Source organism: Alkalicoccus luteus (assembly GCF_052061695.1).
In the GTDB taxonomy this organism is placed as follows: domain Bacteria; phylum Bacillota; class Bacilli; order Bacillales; family Salisediminibacteriaceae; genus Alkalicoccus; species Alkalicoccus luteus.
The window spans coordinates 94,998-109,702 of sequence record NZ_JBPZEY010000009.1; the positions used below are offsets into that span (position 1 = coordinate 94,998).

General features: G+C 49.1%; 16 protein-coding genes. 7 read left to right on the forward strand and 9 right to left on the reverse strand.

Translation table 11 applies throughout. The features are described 5' to 3' along the window. Positions 1-26 precede the first annotated feature (26 nt). On the reverse strand, positions 27-770 hold the full coding sequence (locus ACSZLD_RS12890) for a sugar phosphate isomerase/epimerase family protein (RefSeq protein ID WP_444685404.1): 744 nt from the start codon (positions 768-770) through the stop codon (positions 27-29). Between the two features lie 165 nt (positions 771-935). Between ACSZLD_RS12890 and ACSZLD_RS12895 the strand changes: the two genes are divergently transcribed. Beyond that, positions 936-1,814, forward strand: coding sequence for an SMP-30/gluconolactonase/LRE family protein (locus ACSZLD_RS12895; protein ID WP_377909231.1), 879 nt, complete (start codon positions 936-938; stop codon positions 1,812-1,814). Here ACSZLD_RS12895 and ACSZLD_RS12900 read toward each other — a convergent pair whose 3' ends face one another. Continuing rightward, a complete protein-coding gene (locus tag ACSZLD_RS12900) occupies positions 1,815-2,711 on the reverse strand; it encodes an Nmad3 family putative nucleotide modification protein (protein ID WP_444685405.1) in 897 nt (298 codons plus the stop codon). Between the two features lie 74 nt (positions 2,712-2,785). On the opposite strand from ACSZLD_RS12900, the gene ACSZLD_RS12905 reads away from it, so the two are divergent. Genes ACSZLD_RS12905 through ACSZLD_RS12915 form a run of 3 tightly spaced genes read left to right on the forward strand, consistent with a single transcriptional unit; the run spans position 2,786 to position 4,928 of the window. After that, positions 2,786-3,568, forward strand: a complete 783-nt coding sequence (locus tag ACSZLD_RS12905; protein ID WP_444685406.1) for an alpha/beta fold hydrolase — start codon at positions 2,786-2,788, stop codon at positions 3,566-3,568. Further along, on the forward strand, positions 3,558-4,235 hold the full coding sequence (locus tag ACSZLD_RS12910; protein WP_444685407.1) for a DUF2071 domain-containing protein: 678 nt from the start codon (positions 3,558-3,560) through the stop codon (positions 4,233-4,235). Before ACSZLD_RS12905 ends, ACSZLD_RS12910 begins: the two co-directional genes overlap by 11 nt. Before the next feature lie 36 nt (positions 4,236-4,271). Further along, positions 4,272-4,928 (forward strand): MtnX-like HAD-IB family phosphatase, encoded by a 657-nt coding sequence (locus tag ACSZLD_RS12915; RefSeq protein ID WP_444685408.1) that lies wholly within the window; start codon positions 4,272-4,274, stop codon positions 4,926-4,928. On the opposite strand, the gene ACSZLD_RS12920 is transcribed toward ACSZLD_RS12915, so the two are convergent. After that, positions 4,923-5,387 carry a DinB family protein gene (locus tag ACSZLD_RS12920; protein ID WP_377909226.1) on the reverse strand — a complete coding sequence of 155 codons (465 nt, stop codon included), beginning with the start codon at positions 5,385-5,387 and terminating at the stop codon, positions 4,923-4,925. The two genes, ACSZLD_RS12915 and ACSZLD_RS12920, sit on opposite strands and share 6 nt — an antisense overlap. Before the next feature lie 200 nt (positions 5,388-5,587). Between ACSZLD_RS12920 and ACSZLD_RS12925 the strand changes: the two genes are divergently transcribed. Continuing rightward, complete coding sequence (locus ACSZLD_RS12925; protein ID WP_444685409.1) at positions 5,588-6,097, forward strand: hypothetical protein; 510 nt, start codon at positions 5,588-5,590, stop codon at positions 6,095-6,097. A gap of 161 nt (positions 6,098-6,258) precedes the next feature. Here ACSZLD_RS12925 and ACSZLD_RS12930 read toward each other — a convergent pair whose 3' ends face one another. Together ACSZLD_RS12930 and ACSZLD_RS12935 are read right to left on the reverse strand one after the other, a co-directional pair. Next, a complete protein-coding gene (locus ACSZLD_RS12930; protein WP_444685410.1) occupies positions 6,259-6,474 on the reverse strand; it encodes a hypothetical protein in 216 nt (71 codons plus the stop codon). 222 nt (positions 6,475-6,696) lie between these two features. Beyond that, positions 6,697-7,416: a C40 family peptidase gene (locus tag ACSZLD_RS12935; protein WP_444685411.1), complete on the reverse strand. Its 720-nt coding sequence runs from the start codon at positions 7,414-7,416 to the stop codon at positions 6,697-6,699. Between the two features lie 644 nt (positions 7,417-8,060). Here ACSZLD_RS12935 and ACSZLD_RS12940 point away from each other — a divergent pair. Further along, the gene (locus ACSZLD_RS12940) at positions 8,061-8,921 is read left to right on the forward strand and encodes a Cof-type HAD-IIB family hydrolase (RefSeq protein WP_377909222.1); all 861 of its coding nucleotides are present in this window, start codon (positions 8,061-8,063) and stop codon (positions 8,919-8,921) included. 77 nt (positions 8,922-8,998) lie between these two features. Here the strand turns inward: ACSZLD_RS12940 and rraA are convergent, their stop codons facing one another. Beyond that, a complete protein-coding gene (gene rraA / locus ACSZLD_RS12945; RefSeq protein WP_377909221.1) occupies positions 8,999-9,484 on the reverse strand; it encodes a ribonuclease E activity regulator RraA in 486 nt (161 codons plus the stop codon). A 165-nt stretch (positions 9,485-9,649) separates the two neighbouring features. Between rraA and ACSZLD_RS12950 the strand changes: the two genes are divergently transcribed. Beyond that, the gene (locus tag ACSZLD_RS12950) at positions 9,650-10,228 is read left to right on the forward strand and encodes a TetR/AcrR family transcriptional regulator (RefSeq protein WP_377909220.1); all 579 of its coding nucleotides are present in this window, start codon (positions 9,650-9,652) and stop codon (positions 10,226-10,228) included. A gap of 897 nt (positions 10,229-11,125) precedes the next feature. Here ACSZLD_RS12950 and ACSZLD_RS12955 read toward each other — a convergent pair. From ACSZLD_RS12955 to ACSZLD_RS12965, 3 genes are all read right to left on the reverse strand, one after another. Then, a complete protein-coding gene (locus tag ACSZLD_RS12955; RefSeq protein WP_377909218.1) occupies positions 11,126-12,691 on the reverse strand; it encodes a BCCT family transporter in 1,566 nt (521 codons plus the stop codon). A gap of 276 nt (positions 12,692-12,967) precedes the next feature. Beyond that, a complete protein-coding gene (locus tag ACSZLD_RS12960) occupies positions 12,968-13,102 on the reverse strand; it encodes a hypothetical protein (RefSeq protein WP_377909217.1) in 135 nt (44 codons plus the stop codon). Between the two features lie 506 nt (positions 13,103-13,608). Continuing rightward, positions 13,609-14,574 (reverse strand): bile acid:sodium symporter family protein, encoded by a 966-nt coding sequence (locus tag ACSZLD_RS12965; protein ID WP_377909216.1) that lies wholly within the window; start codon positions 14,572-14,574, stop codon positions 13,609-13,611. Between the last annotated feature and the right edge of the window lie 131 nt (positions 14,575-14,705).

Below are 14,705 nucleotides of genomic sequence, written 5' to 3' on the forward strand. Positions count from 1 at the left end.
CCACGCTTCTTTCCTGTATACAGCTTCTAAAGCACAGATGAAGTAAGATGCTCGTAGCTTTTTTTGATGCTTTTCATCGCGCCGATGCGAGACTGGTCCTGTTCCACAATCAGCCACTGCACACCGGCTTTTTCAGCTTCGCGCACGCAGGCTTCGATATCAATTCCGCCTGTGCCGAGCTCAGCAAAATCTTCCGTTCCATCTGTCGTCATGTCTTTCAAATGAATAAGCTCTGTCGAGTCCGCATACTTTTTAATCCATTCAACCGGATTTTCTCCGGCTTTCACAAGCCAGTAAATATCAATTTCCGCTTGAATGCCAGGCGTATTCCATATTTTCTTGAGAGGAATCACCGTCTCAATCGGCTTGAGTTCGAAATCATGATGGTGGTAGCTCAAACTGATCCCTTCCTTGCTGCAGGCAGCTGCAATACGTCGCAGGTCGCCAATCACCGCTTCATAGGCTGTAATCGAGTCGCGGTCTTCTTCATCTAAATAAGGACAGACGAGCCTTGTGCAGCCGATCGCCTGATGAAATGCAATGGTATCGTCCAGGTTATCTCGCAGCTGATCTATCGGAACATGGGAAGCTGCAGGCTTGAGACCGGTCTCCTCCAGCAGATCCTTTACCTCATCAGCAGTAAGTCCTCCAAATCCTGCAAATTCCACTCCTTCATAGCCTACTTTGGCTACCTCGCGGAGTGTCCCTTTGAAATCCTGTTCGGCTTCTTCCCTGAGCGTGAAAAGCTGTACAGCAACTGGCAGTGTCAATGCATTCACTCCTTTGAAAGCGTTTCTCTTATTGTATCAGAGTTCGTTCCCATGCTTGATAAAACCGATTATTTTCTGGATTTTTACAAATCTTCGACAGCACACCATTTGCCGATTGAGGTTTCTCTTTCAGCCCGGATGGTAATAGAGTGGTGAGGTGATAACATGTCAAAAGCAGAACTCCTGTATGATGCAAAAGCGCTGCTCGCTGAAGGTCCATTCTGGGACGAAGATAATCAACAGCTTATATGGGTGGATATTGAAGGGAAAAACGTTCATTTTCTTGATCCATTAGGTGAAAATGAAACACATTCATTCGATCAGCGGGTCGGCTGTGCTGTTCGCTCCATCAGCGGAGATATCTACGCCGGTCTTGACCATGGGTTCTACCGGTATGATCCGGAATCAGGCGAGCTCCACAGCATCTATGATCCGGAAGAAGATAAACCAGGGAACCGTTTTAATGATGGAAAATGCGATCCGAAAGGCCGTTTTTTTGCAGGAACGATGGTGTTGGAAGGGGAAGACGGGGACGCTGCCCTATACTGCCTGAACGGCGGCAGAACCGTCTCCACTGTGTTGACCGGTGCAACCGTATCAAATGGAATGGCGTGGGATGAACGCAAAGAAGTGTTTTATTATATCGATACGCCGACGCACGAAATCCGCCGCTATCCATACAACTTTGAAGATGGCACACTTGGCGAGCCGGATGTTGTGTATACTGCTCCTGACGACGGCGGACACCCCGACGGGATGACAATCGATGAAGAAGGTAAGCTCTGGGTCGCCTTTTTTGATGGCGGCTGCGTGCGGCGCATCTGTCCGGATGAGCAGCAGGTGCTGGAAACGGTCGAAGTCGCTGCTACGAACGTTACTTCCTGCTGCTTCGGCGGCAAAAATATGGATGAACTGTTTATTACGACCGGACGCGAAGGCCGGACCGACGAAGAACTGGAACAGGAGCCTCATGCAGGTGGTATATTCAAATACCGTCCGGGTGTCTCCGGGGCTAAATCCTACCGCTATGATGATCAGGCATAATCAGGAATAGGCAGAGCGGAACAGCTGCTCGACCCAATCTCTTGACTGTGAATCAAGTTTACTGATGTACTCCTGTCCGCGGGCCGAGGATTGGACATAATAATCGCTCTTGCTGGCCTGCAGCCAATTTTCTTCTTTCTGCAAGTACGTAGGTCGATAAGCCTCTTCATAGAACAAGGCCGGAAGCCTCCATATTCCCGGTCTGTTTTTGTGTAAAGACGATGACAGCTGCAGCTCTGGTTTTAATCGCGGAAAATACCCGCTTCCGGGAATCCCGCTGCCAGGAAATAATTCAGCAGCAGCTGCATAGAGGGTATTGTTCTTCTTTCGGAACGCTTCAGCGGTACCGTGAGGATGGAAGCGCCGAACCTCTTCAGGCACCTGCTCAGGCAAGGTCCACACGTCTCCAACCCGCAGCCACCCGTATAAGAAGTAGACTCCTTCTGTCCAGCCTGCTTCCGGATCGAGCTTGTGCAGCCGTGCCGGAAGCGGCTTAAACCGGCTGAAAAAAAGAAAAAGGCTCCCCTTCCCTGTTTCATGACCGTGCAGATGACCTGCTGCAGCACCTGACTGGCCGAAAACGCCAAAATCCGGACCAGCATCCAGCCATTCCGGTTTCCCGAGCACGGGATCATAGTGGGCCTTTCCTTCAGAAGCTGCTTTGGCACGGCTGCTGTATCGAAGAGCCGGATGCTGAATCAGCTCGTACATCGACGAAGCGTTAAGGCCGGGAAGCGCGTCTGACGAAAGCGTCAGGTCACGATAGCGGAAAGCTTCCCGTTTTTCCGTTTCCGGGATCGGGAGTACCACATATTTCCCCGTTTCAGGATCATACGGGGAATAGCCATAGCCAGCTGATGAGTCAAATCCTTTCCGGCTGAAGATTAGGTTTTCCATTTTTCCCACACCTTTCTCATCTCGGTTTCATCGGCTTCGTTCAGGGAAAAGGAAACCAATGGAGGTGAAGCATTATGCCCTATTTTACATCAAATTCATTAAAGCTTTATTACGAAGATACAGGCACCGGCCCTCCGCTGCTCCTGTTTCCACCGCCGGCCCTCGGAAGCTCGCCGTTTATTCCCCAGCAGGAAGCGCTGCCGACTGGCATCCGGCTCCTGACATTCCACCCGCGCGGCAACGGGTACAGCGAAACAGACGGCAAAGAAACAATAGCCTCGTGGGCTGATGATGCAGCAGCCCTTCTGGATCACCTGGGAATTGAACAGGCGGCGCTGTGCGGCTATTCCATGGGAGGGGCACCTGTGCAGGATTTTGCTATCCGCTATCCCGAACGTGCTGCTTGCCTTCTGCTGCTCTGCACGTTCCCTGAAGTCAATACGAAACTGCTCGAAAAGAAGATCGGGCTCGGTGAACTGCTTACCGAAAAGCAGTGGACAGGCATTCTCGGCCGTGCTCTCGGAACGACGCATTCCGCGCGCACCGATATCGAAAAAAACGTATGGGGAACGGCGGAGCAGTCAGACTCTGAAGCGATCAGGCGTCTATACACGAGCGGGCGCCATTACTCAGCTTTACCGAAGCTATCCTCCGTTCGTGCACCTGTCTATTATATTTACGGACGCTGGGATCCAATTGCCCTTCCATATGTGAATCAATATAAGGCCGTTATCCCGCATGCTCGGTTTATTCGCATATCAGAGGGATTTCACCAGCTCCCGACACGCGCTTCAAGTCAGGTTAACAGCATCATCCGCTCGATTGTAAAGGAGGAGGACGCACCTCATGCCGACTAAACCGACTGCGACGCAGACGTGGGAAAACATGCTGCTTTACCATTTGGAGGTAGACCCGAACAGATTGGCTGAAGCGCTGCCAGAACCGTTCCAGCCATCCCTTTTTGAAGGAAAAGCCTGGCTGACAACGGCCTGCTTTACGTGCCGAAGCAGCAGTGCTGTTTTTTTCGGCCGTTCGCTCTCACTGCCTGTATACGAAGAAGTGCAGGTACGCACCTACCTCGACTACGACGGCGATCCGGGTCTTTACATGTTTTCATCTGATGTGTCCCACCGCTCGGTCGTTAAAGGGGCGAGATTGACGCTGAAGCTTCCTTTTTACGAAGCATCAATCGAACGGCGCCGGGATACGGCCTACCACGTCATGAGTAAACGGCTGACAAGCGATGCACGCTTCCAGGCTGCATTCCGGCCTGGAACGCAGCGGGATACAACGACTTTTGCCGACTGGGCAGGAAATCGTTCTTGTATGTGGAAGAAAACGAAGAACGGTGTTGAGAAAGCAGTTATTAATCCCGGCGGCTGGGATCTGTACGAAGCCGAAGCCGAGGTCTCTTCCTCCGGTATGTACCCGTTTCTTGCGGAGGATGCCTTTACCGGACGTTCGAGGGTCCAATTTTGCCCGGAGCGCGTGACCCACTTTTATCCGTTCCAGCGGACGCGCTGATATGATAGGCTTAGAGAAGAGACTGGAGGCGGTACGATGACAAATTGGGCGTTTGTATCTGACTTTGACGGCACGATTTCACAAAAGGATTTTTACTGGATTGTGATCGAGAAATACTTCCCCGAAGGAGAAGCACTTTATCATAAATGGCAGAACGGCGAAATGAAGGACATAGACTTTTTGAACACCATATTTGCCTCTATCGGGCAGCCTGAGGAGACGATTAAACAGGATATCGCGGGCATCCCCCTCGACCCTCACGTCAAACCATTCATCGAACAAATCAAAAAAGCCGGCGGTGATTTTATTATCATCAGCGCCGGATGTGAGTATTATATTCACGAACTGTTGGCACTTGCGGGTATTCACGATGTACCGGTCTATTCCAATCCCGGCCACGTTGAGAACGGCGGCCTTCATTTGACCCCTGATCCGGCAGACCGCTTTTATCACGAGCGCTACGGCATCGATAAAAAAGCTGTGATGCAGGAGCTCGGCAGCCGGTACGATACGCTCTTTTTTGCAGGAGACAGTGAACCGGATTCTCATCCGGCATCTCTTGCGACGGTGACTTACGCAATGAAAAAGCTGCCGCCTATTCTTGATCGAATGGGAACGCCGTATGAGAAGGCAGATGATTTTTCGGATATAGCGTCAGACTTAAAAAAGCGAGGCGTACTTGACCGGTCATGACCGTCGGTACGCCTGGTTTCTGTCGTGCAAAAACGTTTCAATCTGCAGCTGATGGTGTTCATCGTGCGCGCCGAAAAAGGCATCGAGCTCCGCTGGGGTCCACGTTTTGTCAGAACCTTGCTGTGGCACGCTCTCCGGCGCAGTTTCCTTCAGCATGGTAACAAGTGCCTGTCTCGTTTCAATAAAATCGCGAATGAGGCGGTGCGCACTGCGTCCTTCAAGAGCTGCAACAGCGGACCGATTGTAGACATCCGGCACCGGAAACGGCGGAATTGGTTTTCCTGCCTGCATAGCTGGCATTACGGACTCCAGCAGGAAACGGTCCCAGTAAAATAAATGCCCGATTATTTCTCTCGTTCCCCACTTTGCCGGGGCGGTCGGCGTTTTCAGCCATGTTTCATTCTGTTCCTCCAGCATCCCTGCAAAGGGGATGATCGCTTCCATTTTCCATTCTGCCATGTCACATTCCTCCATACTGCATGTACGTGCTACGTTTCAGTATCACGGTTACAGGACCTTTCTGTCAAACGCGGGTCCTCCTGCTGGTTTCTAATCTCCTGTGTATATGTGCTTATTTCCCTCGGTTTTTTGTTAATATCTGACTCAACAGGGTACAGGCAATTAGAAAGCCAATCGCGCTAACTGAAAGGAGCTTACCAATGGGATTTTTCTCGTCTGACAAAGATAAGGACAGCAAGATGCCAAAACAAAACGACCGTTACATTCTTGCGATGGAAGAATTTCAAAAGGCGAAATTCTCAGATGACGAAAAAGCCCGGGAATATTTGCAGCTTGCGTTCCGGGAGGCAGAAAATAACGTATTCGATATGCACTTCTGGTACAATCACGCCATCGATTATTATTGCAGACAGCTGAGCGACCCGGAAGCAGAAGCAAAGTGCCTGCAGCTGTGCAAGGAAAATATGGCAATAGCTCCTGATATTATCGCAGCGTATAAAAACGAATATCATAAAGAATCATTGCTGGACTTTATCCCCCCGTCTATTCCTGCCTTTTTAACAGCAGCAGAAATTTATGAGGCAAATGGGGAATACAGCAATGCGGCTGAGGTCAGTGAAAAAGCAGCGGAGCTTCGCCTGCGCGACGGAACCCCGGGCGGTTTTAAAGCGAGAAAAGAACGGCTGGAAAAAAAACTTTACCGCACCTGAGTCAAAGATGAACAGATTGCATGTTGCTTACCCCCTGCCCAACGCTGGCGGGGGCTTCTTGTTGCTAACTGGTTTACGGCCTGCTGTTGAGTTGATAAGCACGAGCTGACCATTAAAAAATGCCTCAGGCAAACCCTGAAGCATACTGGTGAAGCCTGTGCCTATTCATTTTCTTCAAAGATCACTTCGAGTTTGGCTACATCTCGGAAATGAACCATATACTCTTCACCGTCACTTGTGTGAAGCGCAATTTTTTCTCTGCTCTTTCGCTTTTCCTTCAGCATGCTGACAATTTCGTTGTCCCCGGTGATTTCTCTTTCCGGATCGAGCGCTGCTACATGTTTTTTGCCATCCTTAAACGTATACACCATTTTCATCGTTTGTCACCTCCGGTTATGGTGATATGATACCCTACTTCTTCCGGAAATTAACGCCTATGTTCGAAATAGATCGCCGATCACACACACCAGCCGTGATCATACAGAACAAAACAGCTATCTGCAGGAAGACAATCCCTCTCACCTGTGTGGGCGATTAACCCATCTTCAAACGGACGAAAGAAAAGCCTCCGCTCGTGAAAGCGGAGGCTTCGTTTTCTATTACATGCTGCGTGCACCGATGTACGTGCTGCTCCAATAAGGGTTTGTGCTCATATTGGAAATCGTTACACCTGTAGAAGATCCAGCGTGAATAAATTCATTGTTTCCTAGGTAAATCCCTGCGTGGGAAGGACCTGTACGTGTTTCAAAGAATACGAGATCTCCCGGCTGCGGGTTGGATACCGGTGTACCTGCACTCCACATTCCAGCTACTGTACGTGGTACATTTTCACCGTTCTGCTGGAACGCATACTGGATGAAACCGCTGCAGTCAAATCCGGATGGGCTCGTACCGCCCCATACGTAAGGAGATCCAGTCAAGCTGCGTGCTGTAGAAATAATACCGTCCGCATTGCTTACATCACTTGTTCCCGCTACCTGGGAAGAAGAATCAGAGCTTGATGAGCTGGATCCGGAAGATGCTGTGCTGCCGAAACCGTCAAGACCTAAAGAAGACTGTGTTGCTGGTCCAGCTGTCCCGTAGAAGTTTCCTGCCGGGCTGGAAATACCATTTGAAGACTGGTAATCCTGCACTGCTGAAAGCGTCAATGGACCAAATACGCCATCCACGTTAGAAGAGCTATTATATCCTGCATCTGCTAAAGATTCCTGCAGTTCTCGAACATCGTCACCACGATCTCCCATACTCATCGCGTCTGTTACCGTTGGTGCTGCAAAAATCGCTCCGGCTACTGCTAGGCTAAGTGCAAATTTTTTCATGTGTAAACACTCCCACTTTCTCTCTAATTTTTTTAAGGTTTCTCTTTATCTTTTAGGTAATCTGTTTAGATTTAAACTGTATTTTTTCGCTAACAGGTTTCACTGTACAGATGATCGGGTAATAATAAAACCCCTTTTGTTTATTGTTATTGTTTTAACATTGCTTTGTTATCTCCCTGTAATATCTGTATTGTTCTCGTTAAATTAATAGACAAAAAACGCGTAACCTTCAAAAAGATAGTAAATTAACGGCTCTTTTTCTTATTTTTCAGTTAATTATTCAGGTTTTTCAGTTTCTTTATAGAAAGGTTTGTTATCCCGTACGGTTGAATAGGAGGAAACATCACCGCCTTTCGTGAGGCTTGGCTTATTCAGACTGCTCAGCTTCCCCGCTCGGGATCTTTTCAGCTCATTCCACCACAAATGTCTCTTGTTCTCGCTTCGTTCACCCACGCTGCAAAGCAAACGAGTGAAACTGTTTCCTCCTTTTTCTAAAAGGAAAAGCGAAGAATAAGAAGGCGCAGGCGTATTATCTTTATATCAATCTCAGCCATTAGCAGATCTTTTAAGCAAGGGCCCTTGTTAGACATTGCCTCTCGCCTCCAGCTATACTAAACATAACTTGATTCAAGGAGGAAGCCGCTTTGCGATTACTTGCAGTTGATATGGATGGAACACTTCTCAACGAGGATAAAACAATATCGAAGGAAAATATTGAGGCGTTTCATGAAGCAGAGGAGGCGGGTCTCGAAGTCGCGATTGCAACCGGACGCGCTTTTTATGATGTCTTCTCCATACTTGAACGCTATACGATCAATCCGTGGGTGATTAATATGAACGGCGCCTGTATTCACCGCCCGGACGGAACGATGTTCGATGATCTGCCGCTCCATGGACACTCGGCCTCACCGGTGTTGTCCTGGCTTGAAGAACAGCAATACTATTATGAAATCTCTGCTCACGATGCGATTTATGTACCTGAAGGTGCAGAAGACCGAATTAAAGCAGAATGGGAGCTTCTCCCGCCTGGACCGGAAAAAGAGCAGATCATGCAAAAAATGCTGCATGCCCAGGAAAGCCAGCAGGGGCGCCGCTACATTCGCTCGTTTGAAGAAGCACTTGAGCGGGATATCACGATTTACAATATTTTAGCCCTCTCGCTTATCCCTGAACGAGTGAAAGCGGGCTGGGACAAATTCAGCCACCTGCAGGAGGTTTCGGTCGTTTCTTCTGCTCCCATTAATTTTGAACTAACCTCCCCGGCTGCGTCTAAGGGCAATGCACTGGAAAAGCTTGCTGCCTATAAACATATTCCTGTTGAAGAAACAGCTGCAGTTGGAGACAGCTTCAATGATGTGTCGATGCTGAAGCAGGCAGGCAGAGGCTTTGCGATGGGCAATGCTCCAGATTCGATCAAACAAATTGCTGCAAGCACGACGAAATCCAACACTGAACACGGCGTGGCAGAAGTCATTTATGAGCTGCTTAAGGCGAAAACACCTTAATCAAACGAGGCGAGCCGGCTTTTATGTCAGCAAAAGAGCTGACCATCTGCTGCTGATCAGCTCTGAAAATAGGTTGCTTATCTGCCTGATGGTTTTTCCGGCAGCACGGCAACGCCGTCTTTATCGGCACACACCCACATGCCCGGCTCCCAGAGAACGCCAGCCATATTGAGTGGAACATCGGTATATCCTTTTCCCCCTTTATGGCTTTTTTGCGGCCTGGTTCCCAGTGCAGCGACGCCGATATCTATGTCACGCAGCTCATCAGCGTCCCGAATGAACCCATAGAGAATGACCCCTGCGATCCCCCTCTCCGCTCCAATAGCAGCAAGATTGTCTCCAAGTAAGGCAGTTCGACCGCCACGTCCTCCACCGTCAACGACGATGACCGTCCCTGCTTCTGCTTCTTCCAGCATCCGCTTCACTAACACATTATCTTCAAACACACTTACGGTACGAACTGGACCTTCAAACTGCGTGCGTCTGCCATAATGAATGAGATGCTCCTGCATCGTCTGAACGGTTTGCGGATACTCGTCGCAAATATCAGTAACTGGCTTCATGTTGAACCTCCTTTTTGTTTTCCATTACTGCTTTTCGCCAAATCCGTGCATTTTCCTTTTTTTAACGTAAATGAGGGAAGCTTTTTCCCACTATTTCCTGCTGAAACCTTTCGGATACGGGTATAGGTTAATATAAGAAGTCTTCAGTTAAGAAAGGAGGCGCAAATGACGGATATACGAATCAAGCGCACGAAGCAGGCGCTCAAGCAGGCACTGCTGGAACTGCTTCAGTACAAAGCTCCCGCGCACATTCAGGTAACGGAGCTTGTGAATCGGGCAGGCCTCAACCGGAGTACATTTTATCAGCATTACGGTACCATTGAAGCACTGCTGGATGAATTGAAGCAGGACGTAATCGAGGATTTAATTTCAGCGTACCGTCAGCCCCCGCTGCTCACTACTGATGTCATGCACCATGCGTTTTATTCTGTTGCTGTGCGTATGATTGAACACGTGGAAAAGCAGCAGGATTTTTATGAAATTATGCGCGACTGCGGCGACCTGCCTCGCTTTCGCAACAAAATGATTCTGCTCTTAAAACGGGTGCTTTTAGAGGAGGAATCCGCTGCAGAAGAAAGCGGAGTCGCCGAAAGCTTTGCTGCCTACCACGCTCATGCTGTTGCCGGCTTGATTGCTGACTGGATGGACGGCGGCTGCCAAAAAGATGCTTCCGAAATGGCTCGGGAACTGAAAATGCTGCTTCGTTATCATCCTGGATCAGGGGCTCGTTTTCGTGAACTATAAGTTTCACAATGCCGTGCGCTGCGCTGCACGGTTTTTCTGTGAATTAAAACGGGAAAAAGCGGGAATTAGACCTATTTTTCTCTTTTTCTTTAAAAAGGTATCGTTTTTACTAGTTTTATGTGGTTAAATAGATGTTAGCCCGTCATATAAGAACATTCGTTCCACCGTCTCTACTGTCACTGACTGGTCAGCAGACACCGAGTCTGCCATCGAAACCATCTAAGAAGAAGCCATTATATTACTATATTTGAATAGACCACGTACTGAATATCGTCCGGTTCCTTCTAAATACTTGAAACAATTGCTCAATGCAATCAGGGGGAATGAACGTTGGACATGAACCACCGCCGCCTCCGTAAATTGGAGTCGGAGCATCAAGACCTTCTGCGGGACATACGCCAGCTAAAGCGGAAAGCGGAAGCACTCGTCCACGCTCGAGCCCGATACTCAAGCGCTCATGTGAAGCAGAAATACCAGACGCGGCTTGCCGCCGTGCACCGGAATCTGCATAAACTTGAAACAGCCAAGGGTCTGCAGGAAACAGAGCTAGCTCGCCTGCGAAACCTAAAGCGTTAAACACACATAGCGCTGTACAGTCAGCCTGCAGGATGAAACCTGCAGGCTTTTTTGCGTCTTGAATAAACTGTTTCTGTTGCACACCGCTCTGGTATATTCGCATTGATATACCTTGCCGCGACGTTAGACGGCAGACCGCACGCTGCTTCTGTAAGTGCAGATAAGTCTGAGTTATTGCGGAGCGCAAGCTTCCCGCGCTAAGCGAAGAACTGCACAAAATTAAATAACCATTTACTTCAAATAACTTGTCCGCCAGCCTGAAACGGGCTGCACGGTCTCATAAAGCTTTTTTTGAGTTAGTTCAAAACGTACCTGGCGCTGTCATGAGTCTCGTTTGCGAACGTTATATTTCCATGCCTCGTCCTGCTTGATCATCCGGATCGCAGCCCAGATCGTTAGAAACTGGATAATGATAATCGGAAGCCCCATTAAACCGGATACCACTTCGAGCGGCGGCAGTCCACCGATGCGCATCATGACGAGTGCAACGCCTGCAATAATCGCTGCAACGATAATGCGGAGCATGCGGGACGGCTCGTTTTTACTCATGTCCTGGGTGCTGGAATAAGCTGCAATCGTATACGTAGTTGAATCCAGCGTCGTAATCAGAAAGATCATGGCGACTACAGCAAATACGATCAATGCAATCGTTGCAAACGGCAGCGTCAGCAGAATTTCCGGGATTAACGCCATTTCATCCATTGACTGCGCCATTCCCAGTATATCCATATCACCGTTCACATGCCGGTGAACGCCCAGTCCCCCCAGCACTCCGGTTGCTGCCCATGAAATCGCTGTCGGCGCGAGCAGATAGGTCAGAATCATTTCTTTTATCGTCCGTCCCTGCGAAATTTTAGCCGCAAATACGCTGTGCAGCATAGCCCAGGTTGCACTATATGCAAACCAGAAGACCGTATTACTTTGCACGTGGCTGCTCCCTTCTCCTCCAAGTGAATCGGTGTAAAGAGAAATATCAACATAGTTCGTCGCCAGTGTGCTTAAGCTTTCCGTAAAGTAGTTTAATATAAAAACGCCGGGACCGACGGTCATGATAAACAAGGCAAAGCCTCCGGCCAAATACATATTGAACGTACTGAGCCGCTTAATTCCACGATCAATACCGACGTATGCACTGATAGAGAAAAAGATGACCCACATAATCGTAATAATGAGCGTTAATGTGAACGTGACCTCTATGTTAAACAGCTGCGATAAGTTATGTGTCACAATCGGCGTTCCCAGGCCAAGTGTCACGGCAGCTCCGGAGAGAATACTGACGAGGAAAATCATGTCGAGTACTTTTCCGCCAAGTCCATCTGTAAACCGGTCGCCGAATAAACAGCGGCAAGCCTCCGATACCCGCATCAACGGCCGCTTTCGAACGTGCAGAATATAGCCGAGCGCTGGAGCTGCCATCACGAAAATAGCAAACACCTGAAAACTCCACATAAACATGCTGTAAGCATTCCCCATCAACAATGCTTCTGTAGACCCTGCATCCATGCCAAACGGCGGATCATTCGCGACGTTTGTCCACTCCACCATGCCGGTTCTCATAATCGTCGAGCCAAGCCCCATTGCAATTAAAATGGAGGCATATTCAAACAGAGTAAATCGCGGCTTCTCAGCCGGGTCGCCAAGCACGACGTTGCCAAGCTTGGAAAAAGATAAATACAGCCCTGCTCCTAGTAAAATAATGGCGTACCAGATGTAGCCCCAGTTGAACACCGCCACAATGACATCGAATGTATATTCCAGCACTCCAAGCGCCTGGTCTTCATAAAGCGACAGCGGAACAATCATGGCGATAATAATAAGCAGCGATGGTAAAAAGAGCTTATAATCGATCAGCTTTCCTTCCGGTCGCTGGTCCTTATTTTGTTCCATCATCCTTCCTCCTATTCTTTCCATCCTAATTATTAGTCTTTCCAACTATTTGTTTTCCTTTTAACTGTCATCCAAAACATATTTGCACGAAACTGAGAATTCGTGCTCACACGATATCTGGCTTTCTGTATCTTTTTCCTTGGTTGTATCCGCAAAAAAACAGCTCCGCTGGAAAAGCGGAGCTGTTTTCAAAGTGTGGATAAAGTCATTTTAAGTGAATAACGTTGCACCTGCCTGCATCTACGGACACTCGCTTTCCGGAGGGAACGGCCTCAGCTAACCGCTCCCTCCTGCTGTCGGAAGCGCTGGATCTTCGCCTCGTTCGGATCCTCCTGGAGTCGAGATCCTCCAATTTGGCAGCTGCCAGTCCGGTTGAAACGCCTGGTGATGATTCACACGTGCTTGTTCCATATGGGTGGAACCTTTATATAGGGAACGCTTCGATGTCGAATAAGGATTACCAGTGCTTTCACGTATGTACCATGGAACAGTCGTATCTACCGATCGGAACGTTTTTCTCCAACAAACAAATCCATTTTCCCTTCGTGTCCGGCGGGGACGTGGAAGCCGCGCAGCCTGAAGATTCCGTGCCGCTCAGATCTGCGAGCGGCATCCACGCAAGAGCGGAGCCGGACTGGGCCTTGAAGGCTTCTTGTAAGAAGCCTGTGTCCGAGTGAAGCCGTGCCTTTCTTCCCTTCATACGGGATCACCCTGAGAAATAGCTGAAGGCCAGCCCACGGCAGGCTCGGTTAACAGAGGGGAAAGTCAACCAAACGAATAAATAATTAAGTTGAGACTTTTTCAACAGCCTGAAAACAAGGAAGGACATTATTCATATGTCACTTTTGCCTATCGGTCCTGCTGTTAGCTTTTCATTTTCAAGCCGCCCGCTGTTTTGCATGGTCAACACCGAAAAGCTATGACACGCGAGATTGTTGATTCAATGACTTCGGGTCCGGCTGCTTTCCACGGCTCCAATACGATACGAGTGCCGGGCCGGAGATGTTATGCCATACGGAAAAGATTGCACTAGGAAGTGCTGCAAGCGGACTGAAATGAGCCGTTGCGAGCGCTGCGCCTAAGCCGGAGTTTTGCATGCCTGTTTCAATGGAAACCGCCCTGCGCTTGGTTTCGTCAAGTCCGGCCCATTTAGCAGCCAGGTAGCCGAGGGCCAGTCCAGCCCCGTTATGCAAAATCACGGCTGCAAAAACGGCCGCTCCGGAAGTCACGATGTTTTCAGCATTAGCTGCGACAACACCTGAAACGATCAACATAATGGCGCCGACCGAAACCAACGGCAGTGCCGCCTGGCCTCTCTCGACAGCAGCCGGAAGAAATCTTGCTGCTAAAATCCCGAGTGCTATCGGAATCAAAATGACCTCCACAATCGACATGAACATATCACCTGCTCCGACCGGAAGCCATTGATTCGCAAGGAGAAAGACGATCAGCGGAGTAAACAGCGGTGCCAGCATCGTCGACACACTGGTCATCGCGACTGATACCGGTACATCTCCTTTTGAAAGATAAACCATCACGTTCGACGCTGTCCCGCCTGGACATGCTCCGACCAGCACCAGTCCTGCCGCAAGTTCAGGCGGCAAATTGAGCAGATAGGCAATGCCAAAGGCTGTCAGCGGCATGATCAGAAACTGTGCCAGCAGACCGATCGCAACCGGCATTGGCTGCTTGGCTACTACTTTAAAATCGGCAAGCTTCATCGTCGTTCCCATACCGAACATGACGATCCCCAGCAGAATAGTAATGTACGCACCGACCCAGGTAAACGTTGCCGGTGACAAATACGCAATAAATGCTACGACAAGAACGATCAGAGCAAAGTAGCGGCTGACTAATGCTCCGATTTGCTGAACAGCTTTCATGGATAAAAACTCCTTCTAACAATAAAATGTACCACGAAAAAAGAAAACAGCAGCCGCTTGGGCGCTGTTTTCAAACTCGCGTAAGTATTCTCACAGTGTAAATAATTCTGACAATATCCGCAATACCTTTT